The sequence below is a fragment of the Paenibacillus sp. JT22N15 genome, from assembly GCF_059383755.1.
The window spans coordinates 184,832-210,880 of sequence record NZ_JBXENV010000013.1 but is presented as its reverse complement, the minus strand read 5'-3'; the positions used below and the strand labels follow the sequence as shown (position 1 = coordinate 210,880).

Sequence of the window (26,049 nt, the reverse complement as noted above, 5' to 3'; positions counted from 1 at the left end):
TTCTCACCTCTCTTTGGAGCCAAGCTTGGAGAGCACCTGTTCAAGATCGAGATCCCCATTATCAAGCTCGTCAAACATCCGGTTTAATTCGTCATCCTGCAGTGCCGTCCGATTGCTTACTGGAGCAGCTGCTGCGACCACCCCTGCTTGTCGCCGTTCGATATGCTTAGCCAGCTTATGAACCGTCGGATACTCAAACATATCAGTAATGACAACCTCCTCGGTGTAAAGCTGTGAAAGCTTCTGATAAATCTGCCGAATCATTAGCGAGTCAGCACCCATTTCGAAAAAGCTTTCGTGGATGTCGATCTCGGAAAATCCGAGCACCCCTTTGCAAGTTTGAGCGACCTGCCGCTCGGTCTCGCTGAACGCATCATGCTCGCTTCCAATCAGCTTAACCGCTGCGTATCCGGCAGATTTGGATGATCTTTCCGGCGTTTGCGCCAAACGTTCGTTCAACGCATCCAGGCTTGCCGTAATGTCATCTGACAATTGAATTGCATAATTATGCAGCCATAACGCCATTCTGCTCTCCAAATTCAGCTCCCCGATCAGTACGTTGCTTTGTCGTGTTTGCCATACAGCATCCAGCAGCTCCATCGCACGGGCAGCCTGTATCGTCTTGAAAATGGTATCCGCCTGAAAATTGTGATCGGAAGCCATCCCCTTGCCTTGCCATGTCGTCCAATTGATCGTCAATCTTCTTCTTCCATCGCTTGATGGCGCCATACTATAGGCATCGAGGTAGGCGTTTGCCGCAAGATAGTCGCTTTGATAGCCAGTCTCGAACATCGTTGCAATAGAGGAATACATAAGGAAAAAATCAAGTTGATCTTGCAAAGTCAGCTGATCCAGCAGCCATGTGCCGTAGATTTTGGCACGAATGACTTGCTCAAATGTATCCAAGCTTTTCTCCATTATGGACTCGGTGCGGGCAATTCCTGCGCCGTGTACAATTCCTTTGATTTCCCCATGCGTTAGCCGGATGTGTTCCAGCATGGCTGCGGTTTCATCGTATTGGGATACATCACATCGGTACAAAATCACTTCTGAGCCGCCAGCTTCGATCTCCCGAATGCTCGCGATTTTCTCACATAGCTTACGATCCTCATTGTTCAGCAATATGCTATCCCATGTCGGCCGATCAGGCAGTTCAGAACGATTGATTAACACCAGTTTTATGCGGTCTTTGCGGCTTAGCCATTTTGCCGTTTCAAGGCCGATTCCGCCTGTACCGCCCGTTATCAAATAGACGCCTCCGGCTTGAACGGTCAGCTCTTCGCTGCTGGATGCATTCTGGCTGCTGCATGGCTCAAACAACTCGACATAGCGAATGCCGTTTCGAAAAGCTACAAGTCTGGCGTCTGAATTTATCGATAATTCAGATAAAATCTCCTCCAGCTGCACCTCTCCGTCCATGTCGATACTGCGGCAGCGTATATTCGCATGCTCTTTGGAAAGGGCTTTGGCTAGCCCAAGCAGCGGTGCGTTTTCCGGTCGGAGCTGACGTTCTTCCCCCGTAATGCGGCAGGCATTTTCAGTCAGTACAATGACTTCCGTATCGTGCTCGAAGCCGCAGGCTGCCCATGCCTTCATCAGCAGGAACAAGCTCATAGCGCCTCTTTGCTGGCTTGCTTTCAGCTCATCTATGCTGGAAATGACGCTCCCCGCCAGGCTGCCGCAATGAATGATTTGAGCAATGCCTTGCTCCGCTTCCTCCTGCAATAGCTGACTATAACGGTCCAGCCATTTTGCTTCAATCGCACCCATCTCTTCTGTAGCGGACAAATCAGGAATCTCCGCTAACAGCACCTGCCTGCCCTGGTCTCTTAACGCGCTGGCCAAACGGTCAGCAAAGCCTTCGCTGTCCTTGACGATCACCGTCACACCAGCAGCAGGCTCTGCCGCAGAAACGGCTAACCGCGCCTGCTGTTTCCAGCTCATCGTAAAGGCGGCTGGCCGTTTTTTCATATCTTCAGCAGAAGCGTCAGCGGAAGCTGCCTTGAGCACAGCTTGCTTCGCAAACTTAGGAAATTCCGCCCAGCATTTCGTCCTCTCAAACGGATAAACTGGCAGTTGAACTTTGGCGTGGGTCTGTTCCGCATAGAGCTGTTCCCACGGGATATCTGCACCCTGTACATAAAGCTCGCATAGCTGCTGTAACGCTTCGGTATGGTCCAGTGCTGGCGCATTTTCCAATGCCAAGACGGCTTGTTCTCCTTCTCGACTGAGCTCGCTTTTTCTCGCCTCTGTAATGTCGCCTGGGTTCCGAATGCTGCGCTCGTCGCTTACCGCCCGGTATTCGCCGTAATAAACACCCTCCTTCGGAAGCGAGCTAAAGGTTTCCTGCTCGGCCAAAAGCTTCAGCTTTCTAGACAGGTCAGCCGCATCAGCGACGATCAGGGCGAGGCGGTGGGAATAATGTCCTCTTCCCGTATTCGCCGTATAGCAAATATCAGCAAGTGACCCGACGTTGCCATCCACAAAGCGACCGGCATACTGCCCTGCCAACCTTATAAGCGATCCTCTGCTAGCTGCGGACAAGGTCAATAATTGAACCGAAGCTTTCGGCTCATCTGCCTCTTCCGGTGCAGCGGCTTCCGGTCTGTACTCCTCAATAATCATGTGGCAGTTCGTGCCGCTTAGGCCAAAGGAGCTGATCGCGCCTCTCATCGGCTGCTCATCATTTTCCCATTTTCTTGATTGGGCGTTGATGAACAGAGGTGAATCCTGCAGATCGATTTTAGGATTCGGCGTTTGGAAGTACAGGGTCGGCGGTATTTCGCGATGCTTGAGCGCCATGACAGCTTTTATAATGGATGCCATTCCAGCCCCTTCATTCAGATGGCCGATGTTTGATTTAACCGAACCGATTGCACAAAACTGCTTTTTGTCCGTATAAGTCTCGATTGCCTGCTTCAGCCCGCTGAATTCGATTGGATCGCCAAGCGCAGTCCCTGTGCCATGCGCTTCGAAAAAGGCAATCGACTCCGGATGAATGCCCGCCTTCTCCCACGCCCGCGTAATAACGTCCGTCTGTGCAGCTGGATTTGGCGCGGTTATGCCCATCGATGCGCCGTCCTGATTGATGGCGCTCCCTTTAATAACGGCATGGATATGGTCACCATCTGCCTTGGCTTTGCTGAGCGGCTTGAGAATAATGGCCGCTGTCCCTTCGCCGCTGCCTGAGCCATCGGCGTAGGCGTCGAAGGCGCGTGTTTTTCCATCCGTAGATTCAATGCCGATTTTGTTATGCTCATGGTCGAGCGGAATGAGAAACAGCTTGACACCGCCAACTATCGCCATGTCGCAGTCGCCGCCCCGGATCGCATTGCTCGCCAGATGAACAGCAACTAAGGAGGAGGAGCAGGCGGTATCCACGACCATGGTTGGCCCCTTCAAATCCAGCAAATGGGAAATGCGGCTTGGAAGCATCGCTGATACGTTGCCGACAATGGCTTCCGACATCATGACGGGGTCCACATCGGTGAGCATCTTCTGATACGAATCGCGAATAATGTTGGCAAATCCGACATAAATGCCGGTTCGGCTGCCACGCAGCTTATCTCCCCCATACCCCGCATCCTCAATGGCATGCCAGGCCTTCTGCATAAACACCCTCTGGCACGGGTCCGTCAAATTAGCTTCCTTGGGCGATATTCGGAAAAATCGGTAATCAAACTCGTCGATACCTTCCACATAAGCGCAGTCCATATAGCCGGGATGTCCATCTGGAGCTTGCCCTATAGCTGCCAGATAATCGTCTGCGTATGAGCGCCGCTCTTGCGGGATAGGCCCCGTGCAATCTACGGCATTGCTGATGTTCGTCCAATATTGGTCAACCGTATCCGCTCCTGGAAACAGCGCGGACATTCCGATTATCGCGATATCATCATCATGCGCGGCAGGAACATCTGCAGCAGAGGTATTGCGCTTGACTACTTTGTTCACTGCTTTGTTATCTTCCTTAGTCAAAAATGACGCCAGCTTGGCTATTGAAGCGTATGCAAACAAATCAGCTATTGAGGTTTGTCCCGTGTACCGCTGATCTACAAGCTTATGCAGCCGGTGCAGCTGCACGGAATCTCCACCAAGTTCAAAGAAAGTATCGTTGATGCTCAGCTCCTCGTATCCGAGTACTTCGCGGTACAAGCCCGCCAGCGTCTGCTCCACTTCGGAGTAGGAGCCGTTTTTGCTGCCTAACAGCTTCACCTTCACTTCCTGCATGGGCAGCGGCTTGCTTTGAACAGCCTGCTCACTGCTGCTGTCACTAAACATGATAGCTCGCAGCTTTTCTGGCAAATGGAATACATCTTTGCTGAACAGTTCCAAACCGCTCGGGTTAGACGTGTTCACTTCCCCAATTAATACACGGGTGATAGCCTTGCTGATGACTTTATCGAAGCCTTGGAGCGCTAACGTTGCGGGCAGCGTTTTGAAAATGCTGTCGATCGTTTCACTCGTTCCTTCTCCCATTCGCGCCCCATCCCATACGACCCAGTTGATGGAAAGAGCGGGCTTGCCGAGCTTTCTTCTATAATCAGCAAAAGCATCAAGATAGCAGTTTGCAGCTGTATAATCGCCTTGACCCATTTCGCCAACAAGCGCCACGCCTGACGAAAATAATACAAAGAAGTCGAGGTCATCCTGCTCCGTTACTTTATCTAAAACCCAGGTGCCCATCACTTTCGGGTTCAGCACTTCCTCGAATACGGCTGTGTCCTTGCGGATGAGAAAGCCTCTGCCCGCTACGCCCGCCGCATGAATGACGCCGTTTATTTTTCCATAGGTTTGCCGCAGCCTCTCCATGGTGGCGCTCATTTCATCGAAGGAGGTGACGTTAAGCGAGATGCACTCCACCTGTGCTCCAGTGGCAGCTATTTCATGCAGCTTCTTAATGGTGTCATGCAGCCGTGATCCGCCATCCTGCTCCAAATACGTGGGCCAGTCCTCCTGCTTCGGCAGCGGGGAGCGGTTTAACAGCGCCACATTTATTTTTCCTTTGGACGCCAAATGCTTGGCCGTAAGCAGTCCGAGATTGCCGGCGCCGCCTGTAATGACGTAAACGCCTTCCTCCTTAATGGAAACGGGATCATCAGGCAATTGCTCAACATCGGTCTCTTCCATTATTTCTGCAAAACGCTTGCCATCCCGATAGGCGATTTGATAAGTCGTTTTGTTGCGGCCCAGCTCCGAAATAACATCGCGGGCAGTTGTCAAGGCATCCATATCTATCGCTTTGCAAGTAATATGCGGGTATTCAATGCCAATGACTTTACCCAAGCCGAATAGTGGCGAGTTTTCTGGCTTCAAGCACGTTTCCTCACCGGTAACCCGGTTTACATAGTCGGCTGCGATAATGATTTCATGATTATGCCCAACGCCGGCATTCAGGAGTGCTTTAGTCAAGTGGAACAAGCTGTACACACCTAAGCTTTGTCTTTCACTTAGCTGCTCCGCCGACATCATCCCATCTGGTCCGTTGCAGCAAAGCAGATGCAGTATTTTCGTAAACTTCACATGTTTAAGTGCTTCCGTCAGTTTGTCGTAATCTTCCTCGTTCTCGCTGATCATGTAGGATTGCGGGCTAACCACCTGATAGTGTGTCCCCCGTTTAACCTGTATGCAATGAACGCCTTCCTCCTCTAGCTGCTGGGTAAGCTGCTGCCATTCGCCCAAAATAATGACCGTTTCTCCCCGCATAGCGCGGGTGCGTTGATCCGCCGCCTCCTCCATCCACTTCATCGTGTAATAGAGTGCGTTTGCGCGTTCAGCAGGCGCACGTTCGGGGATTTGCAGCCAGCTGCGCTTCCGCTCAAACGGGTAAACGGGTATATGCGCCCTTTTCGCCCGGCTTCCCCTGTACATCGCGGACCATCCAATGGCTGCCCCAGCCGTATACAGCTCAGCGATTTGATGAAGCAGCTCTGGAAGCTCAAGTTCGGCAGCGGTTTTCAACTGTTTGACAAGCTGCTCGGCTAGCTGTACGAAAGGAGTATGATCACCTGCCGGCTTCGCTGTGCCGTAAGAGAACCAGGAAGCATCCAATCCGGATAAATGCTGCCGCTGTGCGATTAGCTGCTTTAGCTTCCCTTTCAGATCCGCAATATTTGAAGCGACAATAGCTAAACGAATCGAATGGTGATCGCGTCCTGCTGCCAGCGTATAACTAATATCCTTAAGGCTGGCCCGATGTTCCCCATCAAAATATTCGTCCATATGCAGAAGCAGCGTATGCAGCGCTTCCCCGCTTTTTGCCGATAGCGGAATGATATAAGGCTGCTCTGGCGCGCCAGCCACCTGATCAGCGTTCGCGGGCTGAGCGATATATTCTTCCAGCACGACATGGCAATTGGTACCGGACAAGCCGAATGAGCTGACACCGCAGCGCCTTGGCGCCTCTCCTTGAGCCCATGGCTTCTGCGACGTGTTTATGTATACTGGCGAATCAATAAACGGAATTTGTTTATTCGGCGTCTTAAAGTGAATGCTTGGCGGAAGCAGCTGGTGCTTTAGTGCCAGCGCGGCTTTAATGAGCCCCGCAATTCCTGCACAATCATACAGATGGCCGATATTCGTCTTCACGGACCCGATGGCGCAAAACTGTTTTTTGTCCGTATATTTTGCGAATGCTTTGCTTATTCCTTCGATCTCAATCGGGTCACCCAGCTTTGTCCCCGTACCGTGTGTTTCGATATAGGCAAGCGTTGCTGGATCAATGCCCGCTTCCTTCCAAGCCTTATTTAGAACGGCTGTTTGAGCGGACGGATTTGGAGCCGTAATTCCCATGGAAGCGCCATCCTGATTCACCGCGCTGCCCTTAATGACACAATAGATGGAATCGCCGTCCCGCTTAGCTTTGCTAAGGGGCTTAAGCAGAACAACGGCTGCGCCTTCCCCCATTCCCGATCCGTCGGCTCCGTCGTCAAAGGCGCGGGTTTCATCGTCCGTAGACTCGATACCCAGCTTCGCATGATTTTTGTTTTGCGGAAGCAGGTTAATGCGGACTGCGCCAGCAAGCGCCATTTCACAGTCTCCCTTGCGAAGCGCCTGGCAAGCCAGATCGACAGCTATAAGCGAGGAGGAGCACGCTGTGTCCACGGTCATGCTTGGCCCTTTAAGGTTAAGCAAATAGGAAATCCGGCTCGGAATGATGGAAGACAAATTTCCCGGCATCGCTGCCGATATCAGAGAGGGATCAACGGCTTCAATCATCTCCCGGTATACATAGCTTTCAACGTCTCCGATATGTCCGGCATACACCCCGATATTGCTGCCTGCCAGCTGCTGCGGCCCATATCCTGCATCTTCGAACACATTCCATGCTGCTTCCAGAAACACACGCTGGCGAGGATTCATCAATAGCGCTTCTTTGGGCGGAATGTTGAAGAAAGAATAGTCAAATGCGTCGATATCCTCGAGATAGGCGCCGTTGGAGTAGGGGATTTCCGATTTACCCGAAAATCGGACAAACCGATCAGCATCCTCCCGGCGCTTTTCCGGAAATTTCGTTACGCAGCTTACCCCATTTTTAATATTTTGCCAGAACGCCTCTGTATTGCGAGCATTTGGAAAACGCGTATAAATGCCGATGATGGCAATGTCATGGTTGCTCACTTCCTTTATAGCTGCCGTTGGCAGTTCGTCCTGGCTTCTTAGACGCAATTGCGTCAAATCCGGCGATTTCGTCTTCAACTTCATCCCCCTGTTCTTCAGCGGTTCGCTAGACCGAAACCTTATCGCTATTTTCCACGATGTCAGCGAGCAACAGCATGTATTGGGTAAAAAGCTCCTTTATTTTGTGCTCCTTCAGTTTTCGCGAGTTAAAGCCGCACAGCACCTCAACTTGCTCATCGTATTCTGCAAGCTCGATCACAAGATCAAACACTTCGAGCCATTGGCCTTGGGTGGATGAGCCATCAGCATGAATAACGAAGAGCGGCAAAATCCGAAGCTCCTCGCTTGGCTGAATGCGATCCAAATCCTTAGCGGCATAGACGGATTCATCGCCGTCCCCATTGTCATCACCATTGCCGTTGCGGGCTTCCAGCTTCGTTGCAGCGAGCTCAATCAACCTCTCAAAGGAATCCACCTCTGCAAAATCGATAGTCAGCGAGCGGAACTGATTTTCATCAGCCGCCACTTGAACATGAATAGTTTCCTCACCGGATGCCAGCTTTAGCAAATAGAGAAAACCGGACAACAGGATATGCTTGAGGTCCGTCTTCGCCTCATCGGCTATGGCTTGAAGCACCCTGCATGTTTCGTTATCCAGTTCAGCCTCAAAGGCTGAAACGACCTGGCTGCCCTCTTTGTTAAAGTAGGCTTCATCCATACTGACGGATGGCAGGCTTAGACTGCCGCCGCGGTCGATGAACGCGGTCAGCTTAGCAATCGTCGGATATTTGTACAGGTCAGGAACGGATACGCTGCAGCCATGCCATTTTTCCAGCTCATCGGAAAGCTGGGTGAGAATCAGCGAATTGCCTCCGCTCTCATTAAAATGGTCGTGAATACCGAGCTCCCGCCCGAGCAAGTCCTGGCAGAGCCTCAGCAGCATCTGCTCTGTATTTTCGAAGGCAGCCTGCTTGCTCTTGATGCTCTCCATATCATGAATGATGGAATCGAACTGCCCGCTTGCATATTGCTCGCCCAGCTTATAGCGCTGGATTTTTCCACTCGTTGTTTTAGGTATCGATTTCACAGGGATAACATGGTCGATAAATAGGCCCATCTTCCGGTGAATATGCTGCTTAACTCGGCTCGCAAGCTCGCAGAACGCCTCCAGATTTTTACCTCTGTAGAGTAGGAACAGGCACGCTTCCTCCATATCCCCAGTCGTTCCACCCGTTCCACAGGCTGCCACATTCCAGAGCTCGACCCCGTCAACTTCCTCTGCTACTCTCTCAATGTCGTGGGAGAAAACATTTTGCCCGTTGACGAACAATATGTCCTTTGCCCTTCCGACAACGATTAGCCGCCCATTCTGCATAAATCCAATATCCGCTGTATTCAGCCACTCGTCTGCCTGCCTTTCAGCAGCTTCTGGTTCGTTGTAATACCCTCTGGTGACGCTCGGCCCTTTAATGAAAATGTAACCGACTGTGGACATCGGAAGCGGGCTGCCCTGCTCATCAGCAATCATGATTTCACAGCTTTCAATCGGACCGCCTACGTCCACATAAAGCAGGCTGCCCGGTTCACCTCGCTTAAGCAAACGAACGGTCTCTCCAATCCGGAGAAATCTCCGGTCTACAGCCACATACTTGAACGGCTCATTTTGCGGGGTAAAGCACACGCCAACCGTTCCCTCTGCAAGCCCGTATGCCGGCCTCATGGCCGTCTGCGGGAGATTATATTTGGCCAGCTGCTCCATAAAACGCTCGCTAATTTCCGTTGAAATGGGCTCGGCGCCGTTGCAGAGGCAGGAAAGGCCAGATAAATCCCAGCCGTAGTCATGCTCTTGATCATAAAAGGCCAAAAAATATTTATAGCCGAAATTAGGGCTGTACAGCCGATTAACGCGGTGCTTATTCGCCTTCTCTATCCAGAGCAGCGGGTTAAGAATAAACAGCTTCGTCCGCATAATAAACTGCGAGGATTGTGTATAGGCATGCAATAGATGCATCGCAATTAATCCCATGTCATGTGTAAGCGGCATCCAGCTTAAAACCCGTTCTCCAGCATCTATATGCCATATTTTCTGCATGGCAGCGACGTTGGCCATTACGTTGCTATGGGTCAGCACAACGCCCTTCGGGTCTCCCGTCGATCCAGAAGAGAACTGTATAAAGGCGATATCATCCGGCTCAGCCTCCATCAGATCTGCACTGCTCTCTCCTTTTAAGGATGCTATGTCTATAAATCTACCTTTTATGGCGTCCACGCTAGGAGCAAATTTTTGGCTTTCCTCTGCGAATGAAGTCATACCCTTCATCGTCGCTTCACTGCCCATAAAATGCGGGTTGCTTAATTTGCCCCACACCTTACAAACCTTCAGCTTCGTTTCGTCATTGGTCGCTACGGTTACCGGGACGGCGATAATCCGCCCCAGTATGCAAGCCCAGAAAACTTCAAGAAACAGCCGATTATCCTGTATTTGCAATAACAGCTCGTGTCCCGCTTGTACCCCGTAATGACGCAAATCATGAAGGAGACATAATGAACGCTCGTACAGCTGGCGGTAGGAGACAAACTCCTCCTCGTCTGCCTCGTTGATAAATGTGATTCCCCGGTCAACCATTTCACGGTTTGCTGCGAAAATATGATGCATGAGCCGGTGCTTGTCCATAACCGCTGGCTCACCCCCATTCGTTTTATAGGTTCAGCGCAAGGCTTTATGCTCTCGCTTCATGCACACTGCTAAGCAATGTGCGATTAATATGTTGAATGACCGTATCAAAGCTGTCATTAATATAAAAATGTCCGCCCATAAATTTATGAATTGAAAATTCACCCGTCGTGTGCTTGCCCCATTCAGCAAAATCCCGCTTATTGACATCCCAGTCTTTCACGCCTGTCATCGCATCAATAGCTGTGGACAACGGCTCTCTGCTGCTGTCATAAACATAGGACTCCATTGCATAAAAATCGGCTCGCAATATCGGAATAAAAGCATCCGCAAGCAGCGGGTTTTCAAACAGCTCCGGAGATGTTCCTCCAAGCTCCAGCAGACGCTCTTTCAGCTGCTCATCTGGCGTGCTTGGATTGACCAAATCCGGTCTCTGAATATGAGGAGCCCATCTGCCTGATACGAATATCATCGCAGGGTCATGGCGTTGCTGCTCCCTCAGCTTATGCGATAATTCAAAGGCCAGCATGCTTCCCATGCTGTGGCCAAAAAAAGCATAAGGCCCATCGTCAATAATGCTGTCGATTTGCTTATACACGTCTTCAATCGCCTCATCAAAGGTGTTGTACAAAGGATCTCTTGGCCGGGCGCCCCTGCCTGCAAGCTTCACAGGCACGAAATCGATTTGGTCAGAAATATGTTTTTTCCACTTGTAATAGTACATAGATGAGGCACCGGCAAAAGGAAAGGCAAGCAGCTTCAGCTTCTTCATCCTGCTGCCTTACAGCTTAGCCGAGAGGGCTGCTACGCGCTCGGATGGTCTAAGATGAACGAGACGGAGCGACCAAAGCTCAATAAAATGCTCTGCTATTTCCGGTTTCGTCAGCGTGGTGCCGCCCAGCTCATCGGCAAGCTCGTCCAGCGATTTTTGACCGTCTGAATGCTCGAGCATAAGGAATATTTCCTCCGGTATCGCTTTTTTGTACTTATCGCCAAAATGAAGTCGGACTTCATGAAGCGTGCGTTTCGTCCCGTCAGCGGAATAGCCGATCGATTTTTTTAATTCGGAATTGACCAGCCTCGTCGGTACCATATGCAAATAATCGGCCTTATCTACTTCCTTCTTGTCTACCATATAATCGCCGATAGCCAAGTAGTGGATATTCGTCGTCAGGAAGCTTGCGATGGCATCCTCCTCCGAGTCTACGATTGGCTCTACATTGTTATTGAACGACGTGTTCAGCAAAATCGGCACCCCGGTCAGCTTGCGGAATTCATTAATGAGCTCCCAATACCGTTCATTCGTTTCCTTGGAAACGGTTTGAATGCGTGCCGTGCCATCCACATGGGTAACCGCTCCAAGCAGCGGCTGCTTATCCTCTTTCGTCATCAGTACGAAATTCATATATGAATAAGGCGCTTTCGTCTGCGGCATCTCGTAGTAGTCGCCCACATGCTCTTCTAAAATAGATGGCGCAAACGGCCGATATCCCTCACGCTTTTTCACCATCTCGTTAATAATGCTCTTGTTCTCCGCTGGCCTTGGATCAGCAAGAATGCTGCGGTTTCCTAGCGCGCGCGGACCAAATTCGGCACGACCTTGAACCCAGCCGAAGACGGCCCCTTCCGCTATTCGCTTGGCTGTCTCTTCAGCGATATTGTCCACCTTGCGGAAGCTGACGAAACGTTCCCACCGTTTTAAAATGTGCTCCAAGCCCTCATTGCCTTGAATTTCGCTTCCCCAATAGAGATGCTTCAGCTTCTCCAGCGGCTTGTCAGGCGCAAATTTATTGGATACGAACAAGGCGCCGCCCAGCGCATTGCCCGCATCATGTGCAGCAGGCTGTACAAAAACCTCTTCGAAAAGCCCAGCATATAATACTTTTCCATTCATCGAACAGTTATGCGCTACACCGCCTGCCATGGCAAGCTTCGTATGTCCGGTTGCCTGCTGATAATGCGTCAGCATATGCATGACAATCGTTTCGAGCGCCTCCTGCAGGGAGGCGGCCAAATCCATATGCTCCTGAGTGATTGGCCCGCCCTTCTTTCTTGGCGTCATAAAATCGAAAAGCGCAGTAGACCAGGCCAAATTGATTTTGAACTTGCCTTCGGGAAGCAGGACATACGCTTTTCTGAGCATCCGTCTGAATTTGCTTGGATCGCCATACGGCGCGAGTCCCATTACTTTATATTCATCGTGCTGGTGATAGCCCAGCATGCGGATAACCGAAATATAGAAGGAGCCTAAGCTGTTGGCATTGGTGATGCGGTCAAGGATTTTGAAGCTCGTACCTTCGGAGCTTATAATATAGCCGGCATAGCCCTCCTGCGATTCTCCATCAATCGTAACCGTTAGACTTCGATCAAAGCCTGACATGAAATGTGCGCTGGCTGCATGGCAGATGTGGTGGTCAACAAAAACGATATTATTCGAATCGTATTTCGTTCCGTCAATCTGGTAAAAGAAATCTACCAGCAGCTCTCTCGTATTTTTATGCAGAGAATCACGATAGAAAAAATCATCCCGCACAAGCAGGTCGGTTTCCTGCTCTCTCGTCGTAATGACTACTTTGTCAATATCCGCAAACGTAATGCCTAGCCGCTTCAAGCATAAATAGATCGTCTGCAGCGGCGCCTTGCCGGTATGCTTCACTCGATTCAGCCTTTCTTCCTCTGAGGCGGCAATCACCACCCCGTCTTTAATAAGAACAGCAGCCGAGTCGTGTGCAATTCCGCCGTTTCCAAACACCTTCAAATCCTCATGCGGCAATTCTATGCCGCCATTAAGACCTAATACGAGCATATTCATCCTCCTACCTATTCACTTTACTTGGTTTGCCTTCCCCGCTTTTTAATGCAGCCTTTAAACGGTAGCCAGAGCAACGGTTTCAAATGGCCGTAAATGAATCAGCCGCAAAGACCATAATTCGATCACTTCGTCTACGATATCCTCTTCCGACTTCCCGCCGCATCCAGCAAGCTCAATCAGCTCTGCCAGCGTCTTCTCCCCGTCAGATTGCTCTAGCAGATCGTACATCTCTTCCGATAAAGCTGTCTTATATTTATCCCCAAAGTGGAGGCGTATTTCGTAAGCGGTTTCCTTGTTTCCTTCTGCTGTATAGCCGACCGACTGCTTCAGTTCTGAGCTGAATGGACGCTTTGGCACAAACTTCAAAAACTCTTCCTTGCCGACCGTTTTTTTATCGATGACGTAGTCTCCGATAATCAATGTGTTAATGTTGGTTGTCAGGAAGCTGACAATCGCATCCTCTTCCGAATCGACAATCGGTTCCGCATTGTTGTTAAACGATGTATTCAGCAGCACCGGCACACCTGTCAGCTTGCGGAATTCATCAATTAAGTGCCAGTACTTCTCGTTCGTTTCACGAGATACCGTTTGGATGCGCGCCGTGCCGTCAACGTGAGTAACCGCGCCAAGTAGCTCCTGCTTGTCCTCCCTCGTCTTGAGCACGAAATTCATGTAGGAGTAGGGGGCTTTCGTCTGTGGCAGCACATAATAATCGTCTGCATACTCTTCCAATATGGAAGGGGCAAACGGCCGGTAGCCCTCCCGTTTTTTCACCATTGCATTAATAATGCTTTTGTTTTCCGCTGGACGCGGATCAGCCAAGATGCTCCGGTTGCCTAGCGCCCGGGGGCCAAACTCCGAGCGTCCCTGCACCCAACCGATAACCGCTCCCTCCGCAATAAGCTTAGCCGCAACTTCGACAACACGATCCACTTTGCGATATGTAATGAATCGCTCCCACTGCTGCAAAATTTCGAGAACGCTGTCATTGCTCTGAATGGCGCTTCCCCAGTAGAGATGCCGCAGCGTTTCTGTCTGTGTGCTAGGAGCCAGCTTGCGGGACTGCAACAGTGCTCCTCCCAGCGCATTGCCCGCATCATGGGCGGCAGGCTGTACAAACACCTCGTCGAATAAGCCAGAGTACAAAATTTTCCCATTTAACGTACAGTTGTGCGCTACGCCGCCAGCCATGCACAGCTTCTTGCGCCCAGTCGCCTGCTGATAATGGACAAGCATATGCATGACGACGTTTTCGAGCGCTTCCTGTAGAGCAGCCGCGATGTCCTTGTGCTCCTGTGTAAACAACTCCCCCTTCATCCGCGGGCTTGACATTGAATCCATAAGCACATAATAGAAGCTTCTATTAAGCTGGAATTTTCCTTCAGGAAGCAAGGTGAAGGCTTTCTTGAACAGCCTTCTGAATTTGGAAGGATCTCCATATGGAGCGAGTCCCATTACTTTATATTCATCATGAGTCTTATAGCCGAGAAATTCGATAATCTGCGTATAAAAAGAACCTAAGCTGTCATCGTTGGAAATATGGCCGAGCGGTTTGAGCGAATCTCCATCAGCATCAAGCACAATTCCAGCATTTCCTTCCAATGAAGCACCATCTATTGTAACGATGAGCGCTTCTTCAAACCCAGACATATAATAGGCGCTTGCAGCATGGCAGTAGTGGTGATTTTCAAACACCACATTCTCTTTTTTAAAATCCGTATCAAAAAATTGCTTTAGTCGCTCGACCACCCACGCCTGCGGATCGCTGTAAGGAAATTGCCGATACTCATGTCGGTGGGTTGTCATCTCGTATTTAAACTGGGTTTCCGAGTAGAAATAGACGATTTTGTCCACATCGTCCAAACGTATTCCACCCAGCTCCAGACAACGGCGAATTGATAAAATAGGCATCTTCCCTGTGTGCTTAATCCGATTCAGACGCTCTTCCTCATAGGCGGCAACAACTTGCCCATTTTCAATTAATACGGCTGAAGCATCATGAACCTCTGAATTCAATATGGTCGTTATAAACCCGTCCTCATGAGGGAAATCGATCCCCCCGCTAATGCCAAGTATCCTCATTATTTCACCTTCCTTATTTCTTCAACATTTTGTGAGCGGCCACGTTGGCGCCAGCTCCTAGCACTCAAGCTTCTTGCTGAAGTTCCTGTGGAATCCACTCCTGGGTTCGCTTCTGCGTGTGATGCAGGCGGCTGTATGCGCCTCCAGCTGCCAGGAGCTCGTCATGCTTGCCCTGCTCCATAATCCTTCCACGGTCAACGACTACAATCGTGTCCGCTTGCTCAATGGTGGACAGCCGGTGGGCGATGGCAATCGTCGTTTTCCCTTCCATCAGCCGCTCGATTCCTTGCTGGACCGCTAGCTCTGAATCGCTGTCCAGTGCCGATGTTGCCTCGTCAAGCAGCAAAATAGGGGCATTTTTCAATATGGCTCGGGCAATGGCTATTCGCTGCTTTTGACCACCGGACAGCCTCACGCCTCTTTCACCAACCACAGTGTTGTAGCCATCTGCCTGTTCCGTAATAAAATCATGGGCAAATGCTGCACGCGCTGCCTCTATAACCTCGTCAGTCGTGGCGTCCATTTTTCCGTAGCGGATATTTTGCTCAATCGTTCCTTCGAACAGATACGGGTCCTGGGAAACGTAGGCCATCTTATTCCTAAGCTCCTCAAGCGAATAATCTGCAAAGCTTTTGCCCGCAATTTGAATATCGCCTTCCGAGAACGGATAAAAGCCGAGCAGCAGCTTCATTATGGTGCTTTTGCCGCCCCCGCTGGGCCCTACAAGCGCGACAAGCTGTCCTTTGTCCACCTGAAGATTCAAGCGGTTTAGCACATTTTCGTCTTTGTGGTAGGCAAACGATACGTTTTTGAAATTCAGCATTTCGTCTTCGTTTGAGCTTGCGACAGCAGCTTCCTTCGAGACAGCTGCGTATCGCCCAGGTTCTTCTGCCACATCCAGCAGGTCAAATACCCGGTCAGCCCCCGCCAGCGAGGATTGCAAATTGGCCCAGAAAACACCTAAATTGCGGAAGAGATTCGTTACGTTCTCCAGCAGTAAAATAACCCCCAGCAAGCTGCCGATTGTCAGCTGGCCGTTAATCAGCATAAAGGCTCCAATAATAAAGGCACCGCCATTATTGATCCAAAGCAGAAAATAATTGGTGCTTGTTAAATAGGCGCTTTTTTTCGCTCGCATTAAAAACAAGTCGGCAAGCCGAGTCGTCGTCTCCTTGTACTTGCGATTCATCCCATCGACCATCTGAAACGTTCTGCTCACCTGCGTGCCAGCAACGAGATTCGTTAACCGCTCAAGCTGAACACCGGACTGCTCCTGAATTTCGGTGCTGATCGTTCTAAACGGCTTTGCGTATCTTGCATTCACATACGTAGACAGCAGTCCTAAAAAAATCATGGCAACAGCGAATCTCCAGTCCAGATAAAACATAATAACGGCTGATATTGTCCCGGTAGCCATTAAGGAAAGAAGCGTAAGTGCTTCTCCAGAGAAGGCATTTTCCATTGTCTGCAAATCATTTGTAATTCTGGACAGGCTGTCACCGCTATGGCTGTTCTCGTAATAAGTAACAGGAAGCTTCTCCATATGATGAAAGACGCGAAGCCGCATGCTGTTCATGATCGTCTTGACCGTTTTACCGTACCAATATTGGAAAAGTGGCGTTAGGATGCACATAGCAACGACGATGAGCATGAACTGGATGCTAAGCGTCATAACCGCATCCATATTCTTCTCCGTTATCGCATCGAGAAAAGTAGAGACCAGCATGGCTGTAATAATCGATACGCTTGAGCTCATGAGACCGAAACCCAGAAAACTGAGAATAAAAGATAGTTTACGCCGACCAAGCAATCGGGCAAGTCTCGCGATTTGTTGTTTATTGCTTTTTTCCAAGCAACTACGCCCCCTCTTGACCAAGCCCGTACGGCTGGTCTCCACGATTGCTTGCCTGATTGTTGTATAGACGATAATAAGTGCCGTTTTTGGCAAGCAGCTCTTCATGTGTGCCGCTTTCTTCAATTCGCCCCTCGTTCAGTACAAAAATGTGGTCTGCATTCATGACCGTAGACAAGCGATGTGCGACGACCAAAACCGTTTTGTTTCGCATAATCCGGTTAATGGATTGTTGAACAAGCTGTTCAGATTCGGAATCAAGTGCCGAAGTCGCCTCATCCAGCAGCAAAATGGGAGCATCCTTTAATATGGCCCTGGCAATCGCTATCCGCTGCTTTTGTCCGCCTGATAGCTTTACTCCCCGTTCACCGACAAGCGTATCGTACCCTTGTGGAAGTACCCGTATAAATTCATGGATATTAGCAAGCTTAGCTGCGCTTTCTACGTCTTCCATGCTGTAGCCGTCATCCGTGCACGCAATATTTTCAGCGATGGAGCCTGGAAAAAGGAATGTATCCTGCGAAACATGTGAAATGAGCGCCCTTGCGGATGATAGCTTCCAATCAGTGAGCGGCTCGTTGTACAGCTTGATTTGTCCACCCTTATAATCATAAAAGCCGGTGATAAGTTTAAAGATGGTCGATTTGCCTGAACCGCTTGGCCCAACTAGGGCGACCGTTTTACCTTGCGGCAATGTAAAGCTGACCTCGTCAAGCACCTTCGAATGTTCGTCATAGGAAAAAGTAACCTGTTCAAATTCAAGCGCAGGAGCTGACGACGAGAGGTTTTCCGGCTGCTTGCCATCCATCCGTTCTGTTTCAGCATCGAGCAATTCAAACAGATGATCGACAACGCCAGCTGTTATTTTGAATCGGCTAATCTGATTTGGAATTTCTCCCATCCCGGACACGAGATAATTGATGAACTGCACAAACGCGATTAAAGCGCCTATTAAAAGCTGTCCTTGGCTAACCAAATATCCACCGAACAGAAAGAACACAACCAGCGGAGCCGTTCGGACAAATACACTGAGTGCCCCAATAGCAGCAACGCGTTTCTCGATTTTCAAAAAATGTTCAAGCAGCTTGTCAAGCAGCAGCTGGCACTTTTGATACACAACCTGTACCAGATTGTAAGACTTGATCATATAGATCCCGCCAATTGTATCTTGAACAACTGTGCTCATCTGAGCCATGCTTTGCTGCACATCTGCCGCATATTGATTTAACGGGCGGCTGATTTTTTCACTCAAAAAGGTCATAAACAGCAACATGCCGAAGCAAAACAGCGTAAGCTGCCAATTCATATAAAACATAGCCGCTATACAGGCAACGACCCTGACAATATGAAAAATAAGAGCGGCAAAATCATTGTAAATATATCCTTCAATTTGATTGATGCTGTTCGTCATTCTGGAGCTAAAGTCACCCGAGTGGCGAGCTTCCATATACGAAATAGGGAGTTTATTAATATGCTCGCTAACTTTATTTTTCAAATCTCGGGTTACAAAGGCGCTGTAGCGTCCCGATGAATAAACGCTGAAAAAATTCACAATGATGCCTGTCACTATAAAAAGGAGGATTAATTTTACAGCCTGCATCACACCATCCATATCACCCGTCTGGGTGGACGAAAATAAAAGGTTAATAATGTAGATGAGCAAAATATCATTTGCCGCTATGATGATCGTGCTTATCAGCTTGAGCGCTATCCAAAACCGATAGGGCTTAAGAAAAACAAACAACCGGCGCATCGAGACGAAAGCAGAGTTACGACTTGCTATTTGCATAATTGCCCTCCACTATAGGGTAATATCGCCGCACAGAGCCCCGCGAGCGGAGAAAATTAATGATCTTGCCCTTCTACTAGCTTTTGTACGCCGTCCTTAAAGTGGCCCAAGGTAGCAAAATGGTCGATAATTAAAATTTCATTTTCAAACTCGACATCAAATTCATTTTCCAATGCGACGATTAATTTAACAAAGGAAATCGAGTTTAGGCCCACTGTTTCTAAATCTGATTGCAATACACTCTCATCAATAGTCAACAGCTCAATATTTTTTTGCAAAATTTCATTAAACCTCGCATTAAAATCCGCTACTTTTACTTCTCCACTCATCATTTAACCTCCCTAAAATCGTTCATTTTCACTTACAAGGCTGCCTTAAATCATTCCTCCATCGACAATAATCGTCTGTCCATATATGTAGCTTGCATCGTCAGAAGCTAGAAATAAGGCTACCTTTGCAATTTCATCAGCCTCGCCTAACCGGCCGCAGGCAATTTTATCGACAAAATGACGGCGCACGCGATCGGGAACTTTCCCGAGCATATCCGTAACGATGTATCCTGGTGCAATGGCGTTCACACGGATGTTTTTTCCAGAAACTTCTCTTGATAGTGATCGAGTCAAGCCAATAAGGCCCGCCTTGGACGCGCTATAATTCGTCTGACTTGAGGCACCCGCCAATGCGGAAACGGAGGAAATATTCACGATGACTCCGCGCCTCTTGCTGATCATCGAAGGCAGCACTGCTTTGCAGCAATTGTAGGCTCCCTTCAAATTTGTATTAATGACCTTATCCCAAGAGGCTTCCTCCATCAGCATCAGAAAACCATCTTCCGTTACGCCGGCATTGTTGACCAGCACATCAATTTTCCCAAACTCCTGAACAGCCTCCTCGATTACAGCAAGCGTATTCATATGATCGGACACGTCTAGCGCAAACGCCTTCGCCTTGCCCCCATTTTCCTGCAAGGAAGCTTCCAGCTCCGCAGCTTCGTCCTCACTGCTTTTATAGGTAAAGAGAACGGTAGCCCCTTCGCTAGCAAAAGCTTGTACGATGGCGTATCCGATTCCTCTTGCTCCTCCGGTAATAAAGACGACTTTATCGGCAAATTTCAATGGCTCACCTCCGGACCGTTCCAAGGATGACGCTGTGCAAGCATCCGTTGACATCATATCCATTTACTAATAAATATTCGTAATCGCCTATACGCGGCTCATGATGGACGATATCCAGCTCTAAAGCGGCATCCGGCTCGGTGCAGCCTGCGGTTAAAGGCATGCTCCCTTTGGCAATGGCAAGAGCCCCTGCTGCAACATTCAGCATAAACGAGGCGCCGAGCGTTTCACCCGTTGCTCCCTTAATCGAAGAAACCGGTATGGAAGCGGCACGCTGCCCAAAAACTTCATGAATGGCTTTGGCTTCTGCCCTGTCGGTATAACGTCCGCCTCCGGCAGCCAGCAAAATGCCATCAATAACGCTCGGAGAAATCGAGGCATGCTTGAGCGCCATATCCATCACACGAGCGAATTGCTTAAAATCTGCATCGGCACGGTCTTTACCTAGGTATCCGCTGCCGATTAAACTTGCATATCCAATAACCTCGCACACGATGCGTTCTGGACTGCGAACCAAGACGCTCTCGGTCTCAAGCAGCAATGCAGCGGCACCCTCGGTCATTCTCGTACCGCTTCTATTCCTGTCCAGAGGCTGGCACAAATAGTTTTCATCCTTAGTTGTATAATCCTGCTGTTGAAAGGAGTCAAGCAGCTCTTGGCAATATTCCTCTACTCCGCCGCATAATATCGCATCCGCCTTGCCGCTTTTGAGCAGATCAGAGGCATAGGCAATCGCATTGCTGCCCGTTAACACGGTGCTCGCGCCCTTTAGCTTTAAACTCAAGCAAACATGTCCGATTCCCGAGTTGTATACCGTACTAGCGAATACGGTCGGACTAACCATATCGACGCCACCTGACAAAATTTGATTGCTGAGGGCCAGGTTAGATACCAATGGACCGTATCCCGTTGTAAAAACAGTACCAATTCGGTTATGATCCAGTTGCTCCTGCTCGATCAAAGCTTCATCCAGCACTTGTTTCGAAGCGCTCATGGTCAACCGGGAAAACCGATCCATCCGTCTAGCGACCCGGTTTTCAATATTTTGTGGAATATCCACGGGCAGCTTAAGCTCATCCGGCCTGATTCCCGCCTGTGCGTTTATGCCTTCCCAATATTCATCTGCACCGGACCCTGCACAGCTTATCGCTCCTACAGCCGTAACAAATATTTTATGCATATGGATTCTCCCAAATTTATGAAATTATGCTCCAAGCAGCTAAACACCGCTTGTTTTAATCGGAATAGCTTAAGGTCAGCATCCCGGAGGCGACAACTTTATCTCCGACTGAAGCCGTACATTTGATCTGGTGAAAGGTGTGGAACGACTCGACTAACTCTGCTTCTACCGCAAATGTATCGCCTGGCACAACTGGCTGTAGAAACTTGATTTGGTTAACTGCACTTAAATAAAATTTGTGGGCTGCCCCGCTCTCCCCGTTGTAAAAAATAAATCCGCCGACCTGCGCCATCGTCTCAATCATGAGAACGCCTGGATAAATAGGTTCATCCGGGAAATGTCCAACTGTCCAAGGCTCGTTATAGCTTATGTTTTTGTAGCCTTTGGAGCGCTTCATATAAAGGGCCTCGGTAATTCGGTCTACCATCACAAACGGGTAGCGATGAGGCAAGCCTTTTGCAATATCAATGGTTTCCATCCATGACAGCTCCCAGCATGTGGTGTGTATAAGGAAAATTCAAGCCGATAGATGCTTAGACCTTTCCAACAACTATACTTGCAGAATGGCCGAAGAAAGCGTATGAGTTGGACATCGCATATTGGATCGACCGTTCCTCATAGTTCCCTTTAACAATCTGGAGTTCCTGAAAAGGTTCAGGCTGCTCCTTCAGAAATGCAGTTGGAGGCACAATGCCGCGATCTATAGCGAGCAAGGTTGCCGCCAGCTCAACGCTTCCCGCAGCTCCCAAACAATGTCCGGTAACCGCCTTCGTTGAAGATATCATAACCTGGGACTGCTTCTCCTCGGTTCCAAAAACTTTGGACAGCGCTCGCATTTCCATTAAGTCATTCAGCTCCGTCGCTGTTCCATGGGCATTAACATAATCAATGTCACCTGGCTCTAAACCGGCATCCTCCAGAGCCATCAGCATCGTCCGCACAGCCCCTTCCCCTTCGGGATCGGGACTTGTAATATGATAGGCATCATTGCTTAAGCCGTATCCCAGCAGCTCGCCGTAAATATGGGCTCCTCTTGCCTTCGCTCCATCAAGCGTTTCCAAAATAAAGACCGCCGCTCCTTCTCCCAGTGACATGCCATCCCTGTTCTTATCAAACGGCACACAGCCACCCAGGCTCATGGACTGGAGACTGTGAAACCCGGCAATATAGTTGTCCGATAAGGGCTCTGCCCCAACAACGACCATTAAATCCGCTATTCCGTTGCGAATGGCGTCAAGAGCTATTCCTGCTCCCGCAGTTCCAGCGGCGCAGGCCGACATCGTTGTGTAGGCTTGGCCCCTTATATCTATATACGAAACAATATGTGAGAGCAAAGATGGAATTTCGATCAGTCCATCGGGATCATTCCACTTCTGCTCCCGGTTATTTTGAATGTATCTCATCGTTTTAATATGGCCGGGCACAGATTCTGAAAGGGACAAGCCCGCTCTAGTTTCCAGCTTGCTGATGTCCTCCTTCGTCAGCCCACTGTCTGCCAAAGCTTCATCAAGTGCGGCATACGTCATTTGAACGGCCCGCTCATCCTCTTCCATCTCTCGATACAGCTCGTCAACGCTGCCAGCGACCTCGCCACTAACGCCAAGCTTTTTCAGCTTTTCATGAGCCCGAAGCCCGCTGGCACCATTCACAATCGACTGGAAGAAGGCTTCTCTGTTAGAGCCGCCTGGCGCAATGATGCCAATTCCGGTTACTACGGCTTGCGGTCTGCTCATCGATTAATCCCCGATCGTGCTGCGGATAATATTCGCTATGGAACGAACGCTTTTGAAAACGGACATATCGCTGCTTTGCGGCTTAACGCCAAAAAGCTCCTTCAGTCCAACCGCAAGCTCCAAAGCATCAACGGAATCCAGGTCTAGCCCTTCTCCCTGTTCATTAACATCAAAAAGCGGATCATCATCGTTGATTTCTTCCGGGGAGATATCCAGTCCAAACTTAGTAACAATCATGTTTTTAATTTGATTTTCAATCGATAGCTGTACGTTTTCCATTGTTTCAGCTCCTTTATTGGATAAAAGATTGCATGTCATTCCAGAGGCAGCATAAATAGCCGTCAAAATATAAAGCGCTTTCATTGTCTAGGGATAGACATTGCTCGGCACTCACTCCTCAAATGGAAATGACATAGGCAGTGCAGCTTAAAACAGCAGGCTTCAATTGTACAAACTCATCTGGATGAATGTGCGTTAGAAAGGAAAACAATAGGTGTGGGTGGGTTGAGAGAAGATCATTCATAGTTGAATGTGTCGCTAAAGGAGTAGACGACTATATCTCTTGAGGAATGCTGCTTAACGAAGATGCGGTCGTCGATGCAACCAATAGCGCCGTTAATAAAGTTATACCATAATTCTATGTTTTTTTACAATATTTATTTTCATGTACATATTTAGATTTAAGTTACAAATCATGTAACTTTTATTTGTCGCTGATGCTGTCATCACGTTCTAATTTTGGCGAATAAACGCCGATGTTTAAATGAAATCGCTCTAAAAATTGCTGATACTAGTCGTTCCGCACTTAATAAGCGTGCAAAAATTTTGAAACCCATTTCATTTTACAAGAGATACTATCGGACCTTGGAGTGATATGCTTAGCTGCGTGAAGGCAAAAAGACGCTCTAGAGGGGGCGGAATATGCCTAGGGGCATGCCCACTTACGGTGGAAAAAACGGAACTATTCCCAATATACCACAAACACCATCCACATAATACCATAAAAATACGTCATTAAATCACCCAAAAATTGGACATTTCAAGCGAGTTTCAGGGGTTACTCCCTGCACAATGATAGACTTGGTGGACACAGCAGCCGCTATTTCAACCGAATCACGGGTTTGGCACATTCTGCGGACTCAGGAGCCGCTAATGCGCTGCCAAAAGCCATTTTGACCGATTATGAGGGCAATAGCGGCTTTCCTGTCCGCCTGCGGCCTGAAAATGGATCAAAAGCCATAATAGCGGAACCTCAGTCCGCCAAAAAAGGAGCGAGCGTCTCAGGCTGCTCCGCCTCTTGTGGAAGATCGCTGGGATGTCTGCGTTTCAGGCTCCTTTATATGCTTGCCTCTCCTCTGTCCGGATCCTCAATCCGCTGAATATACCCCTTTTAAATATCTTTTTGTGTGGAAGGCACCACCTTCTTCAGCCCGTAAGGCAGCATGTGCTTCTCGAGCTAATATTCTAACCGTATGACCTGATCAGTGCACTTTTATAATGATGAACGCCGCCTAGCGGCACAGCAAAAAGGACGACATTTCCCCGTCATCCACTCGCAGCGGGTTATCGCCCTTTTTCGATAAAATCCAACATAAGGCTGACCTCACGGATGTGAGGCCAACCTTCCTGTTGTTTTTCCAATTACTTACTTATTTATGACTACGCATTTCCTATTCGTTGTTTTCCATCCATTGGAAATGGAAGCTGCCTTGTTGATCGAGACGCTCAAACGTATGCGCTCCGAAATAATCACGCTGTGCTTGCAGCAGGTTAGCCGGCAGTCTTTCTGTACGGTAGCTGTCATAATAAGCTAGTGCCGATGCGAAAGCAGGAACTGGAATCCCTCTTGTTACGGCAATGGCAATCACTTTTCTCCAAGCCTCTTGGTAGTTATCTACGATGCCGCCGAAATAATCATCAAGGAACAAGTTTTTCAGTTCCGGATCACGGTCATACGCATCTTTAATGTTTTGCAGGAAGCCGGCACGAATAATGCAGCCGCCACGGAAAATCATTGCAATACTGCCGTAGTTCAGGTTCCAGTTGTACTGGTCAGAAGCAGCGCGCATTTGCGCGAAGCCTTGGGCGTACGAAGCGATTTTGCTCGCGAATAGCGCTTTGCGGACCGCTTCAATAAACTCTTGCGCATCGCCGTCATAGCTCGATACCGCAGGGCCGTTCAGCTTCTTGCTTGCCGCTATGCGCTCCTCTTTCATCGCAGAAATAAAGCGCGAGAATACGGACTCGGTAATGATCGACAATGGAACGCCGAGATCAAGAGCGCTTTGGCTCGTCCATTTGCCAGTTCCTTTTTGGCCTGCGGAATCGAGAATTACATCGACCATCGGCTTGCCTGTAGCCGGGTCTGTTTTCGAGAAAATGTCAGCTGTAATTTCGATCAAATAGCTGTCCAGCTCGCCATTATTCCACTCGGTGAAAATGTTATGCAGCTCGGACGTGTTTACACCGAGTACATCTTTCAACAAATGGTATGCTTCGCCAATCAGCTGCATGTCGCCATACTCGATGCCGTTGTGCACCATTTTCACATAGTGTCCAGCGCCGCCTTCACCAATGTAAGTAGAGCAAGCATCGCCATTCACTTTCGCCGAAATAGCTGTCAAGATCGGCTCAACGAGCTCATAAGCGTCTTTTTGACCGCCTGGCATAATTGCCGGACCTTTAAGCGCGCCCTCTTCGCCGCCGGAAACGCCCGCACCGATAAAGCGGAAGCCTTTAGCTGAAAGCTCTTCATTTCTTCTTTGCGTATCAGGGAAATAAGCGTTGCCGCCGTCAATCAAAATGTCCCCTTGGTCTAGAAAAGGTACAAGCTGATTAATCGTATCGTCAGTTGGCGCGCCTGCTTTGACCATTATTAAAATTCTGCGCGGCGTTTCAAGCGAGTTTACAAATTCTTCGACGCTGTATGCACCTACAAAATTTTTGCCTTTTGCTTCTTCCAGAAGCTCATTTGTTTTTTCTGGGGAACGGTTGTATAGCGCAACCGAGAACCCTCTGCTTTCAATGTTTAAAGCGAGGTTTTTGCCCATAACGGCAAGACCAACGACACCAATTTGCTGTTTGCTCACGGAAATCTGCCTCCCAATCCTATTCAAGCTCTTTTTATATAAGCGTAAATGGCTGTCGCCATTTTCAAAATAAATGCCATATTACATATTACTTATCGCTTCAAAC

14 protein-coding genes are annotated in these 26,049 nt (G+C 49.1%); all 14 read right to left on the bottom strand.

Annotation, left to right across the window (positions count from 1 at the left end; genetic code table 11):
- Positions 1-3: 3 nt before the first annotated feature.
- Positions 4-7,695: an SDR family NAD(P)-dependent oxidoreductase gene (locus AC50X8_RS24355; protein ID WP_494881991.1), complete on the bottom strand. Its 7,692-nt coding sequence runs from the start codon at positions 7,693-7,695 to the stop codon at positions 4-6.
- A 28-nt stretch (positions 7,696-7,723) separates the two neighbouring features.
- On the bottom strand, positions 7,724-10,291 hold the full coding sequence (locus AC50X8_RS24350; RefSeq protein ID WP_494860537.1) for a non-ribosomal peptide synthetase: 2,568 nt from the start codon (positions 10,289-10,291) through the stop codon (positions 7,724-7,726).
- 46 nt (positions 10,292-10,337) lie between these two features.
- Positions 10,338-11,063: a thioesterase II family protein gene (locus tag AC50X8_RS24345; protein WP_056040179.1), complete on the bottom strand. Its 726-nt coding sequence runs from the start codon at positions 11,061-11,063 to the stop codon at positions 10,338-10,340.
- A 9-nt stretch (positions 11,064-11,072) separates the two neighbouring features.
- On the bottom strand, positions 11,073-13,097 hold the full coding sequence (locus tag AC50X8_RS24340; RefSeq protein ID WP_056040177.1) for a carbamoyltransferase family protein: 2,025 nt from the start codon (positions 13,095-13,097) through the stop codon (positions 11,073-11,075).
- Between the two features lie 60 nt (positions 13,098-13,157).
- Positions 13,158-15,185, bottom strand: coding sequence for a carbamoyltransferase family protein (locus tag AC50X8_RS24335; protein WP_056040175.1), 2,028 nt, complete (start codon positions 15,183-15,185; stop codon positions 13,158-13,160).
- 64 nt (positions 15,186-15,249) lie between these two features.
- Positions 15,250-17,037 (bottom strand): ABC transporter ATP-binding protein, encoded by a 1,788-nt coding sequence (locus AC50X8_RS24330; protein WP_494860542.1) that lies wholly within the window; start codon positions 17,035-17,037, stop codon positions 15,250-15,252.
- Positions 17,038-17,041: 4 nt separating this feature from the next.
- Positions 17,042-18,826: an ABC transporter ATP-binding protein gene (locus AC50X8_RS24325; RefSeq protein WP_056040172.1), complete on the bottom strand. Its 1,785-nt coding sequence runs from the start codon at positions 18,824-18,826 to the stop codon at positions 17,042-17,044.
- A 56-nt stretch (positions 18,827-18,882) separates the two neighbouring features.
- Positions 18,883-19,155: a phosphopantetheine-binding protein gene (locus AC50X8_RS24320; RefSeq protein WP_056040170.1), complete on the bottom strand. Its 273-nt coding sequence runs from the start codon at positions 19,153-19,155 to the stop codon at positions 18,883-18,885.
- 45 nt (positions 19,156-19,200) lie between these two features.
- Complete coding sequence (gene fabG / locus AC50X8_RS24315) at positions 19,201-19,941, bottom strand: 3-oxoacyl-[acyl-carrier-protein] reductase (protein WP_494860545.1); 741 nt, start codon at positions 19,939-19,941, stop codon at positions 19,201-19,203.
- Positions 19,942-19,945: 4 nt separating this feature from the next.
- On the bottom strand, positions 19,946-21,121 hold the full coding sequence (locus AC50X8_RS24310) for a beta-ketoacyl-[acyl-carrier-protein] synthase family protein (RefSeq protein ID WP_494860550.1): 1,176 nt from the start codon (positions 21,119-21,121) through the stop codon (positions 19,946-19,948).
- 55 nt (positions 21,122-21,176) lie between these two features.
- On the bottom strand, positions 21,177-21,599 hold the full coding sequence (gene fabZ, locus AC50X8_RS24305; RefSeq protein ID WP_056040166.1) for a 3-hydroxyacyl-ACP dehydratase FabZ: 423 nt from the start codon (positions 21,597-21,599) through the stop codon (positions 21,177-21,179).
- A gap of 55 nt (positions 21,600-21,654) precedes the next feature.
- Positions 21,655-22,854, bottom strand: a complete 1,200-nt coding sequence (locus AC50X8_RS24300) for a beta-ketoacyl-[acyl-carrier-protein] synthase family protein (RefSeq protein ID WP_056040164.1) — start codon at positions 22,852-22,854, stop codon at positions 21,655-21,657.
- A gap of 3 nt (positions 22,855-22,857) precedes the next feature.
- Positions 22,858-23,133 (bottom strand): acyl carrier protein, encoded by a 276-nt coding sequence (locus AC50X8_RS24295; RefSeq protein ID WP_056040811.1) that lies wholly within the window; start codon positions 23,131-23,133, stop codon positions 22,858-22,860.
- A gap of 1,391 nt (positions 23,134-24,524) precedes the next feature.
- Positions 24,525-25,943, bottom strand: a complete 1,419-nt coding sequence (gnd, locus tag AC50X8_RS24290) for an NADP-dependent phosphogluconate dehydrogenase (protein ID WP_494860555.1) — start codon at positions 25,941-25,943, stop codon at positions 24,525-24,527.
- Positions 25,944-26,049 lie beyond the last annotated feature (106 nt).

Excerpts from the sequence above, each read along its gene's own strand:
- AC50X8_RS24350 (WP_494860537.1), bottom strand. The coding sequence starts at position 10,291 with ATGGACAAGCACCGGCTCATGCATCATATTTTCGCAGCAAACCGTGAA.
- AC50X8_RS24345 (WP_056040179.1), bottom strand. The coding sequence starts at position 11,063 with ATGAAGAAGCTGAAGCTGCTTGCCTTTCCTTTTGCCGGTGCCTCATCT.
- AC50X8_RS24340 (WP_056040177.1), bottom strand. The coding sequence starts at position 13,097 with ATGCTCGTATTAGGTCTTAATGGCGGCATAGAATTGCCGCATGAGGAT.
- AC50X8_RS24335 (WP_056040175.1), bottom strand. The coding sequence starts at position 15,185 with ATGAGGATACTTGGCATTAGCGGGGGGATCGATTTCCCTCATGAGGAC.
- AC50X8_RS24325 (WP_056040172.1), bottom strand. The coding sequence starts at position 18,826 with ATGCAAATAGCAAGTCGTAACTCTGCTTTCGTCTCGATGCGCCGGTTG.
- AC50X8_RS24320 (WP_056040170.1), bottom strand. The coding sequence starts at position 19,155 with ATGAGTGGAGAAGTAAAAGTAGCGGATTTTAATGCGAGGTTTAATGAA.
- AC50X8_RS24310 (WP_494860550.1), bottom strand. The coding sequence starts at position 21,121 with ATGCATAAAATATTTGTTACGGCTGTAGGAGCGATAAGCTGTGCAGGG.
- fabZ (WP_056040166.1), bottom strand. The coding sequence starts at position 21,599 with ATGGAAACCATTGATATTGCAAAAGGCTTGCCTCATCGCTACCCGTTT.
- AC50X8_RS24300 (WP_056040164.1), bottom strand. The coding sequence starts at position 22,854 with ATGAGCAGACCGCAAGCCGTAGTAACCGGAATTGGCATCATTGCGCCA.
- AC50X8_RS24295 (WP_056040811.1), bottom strand. The coding sequence starts at position 23,133 with ATGGAAAACGTACAGCTATCGATTGAAAATCAAATTAAAAACATGATT.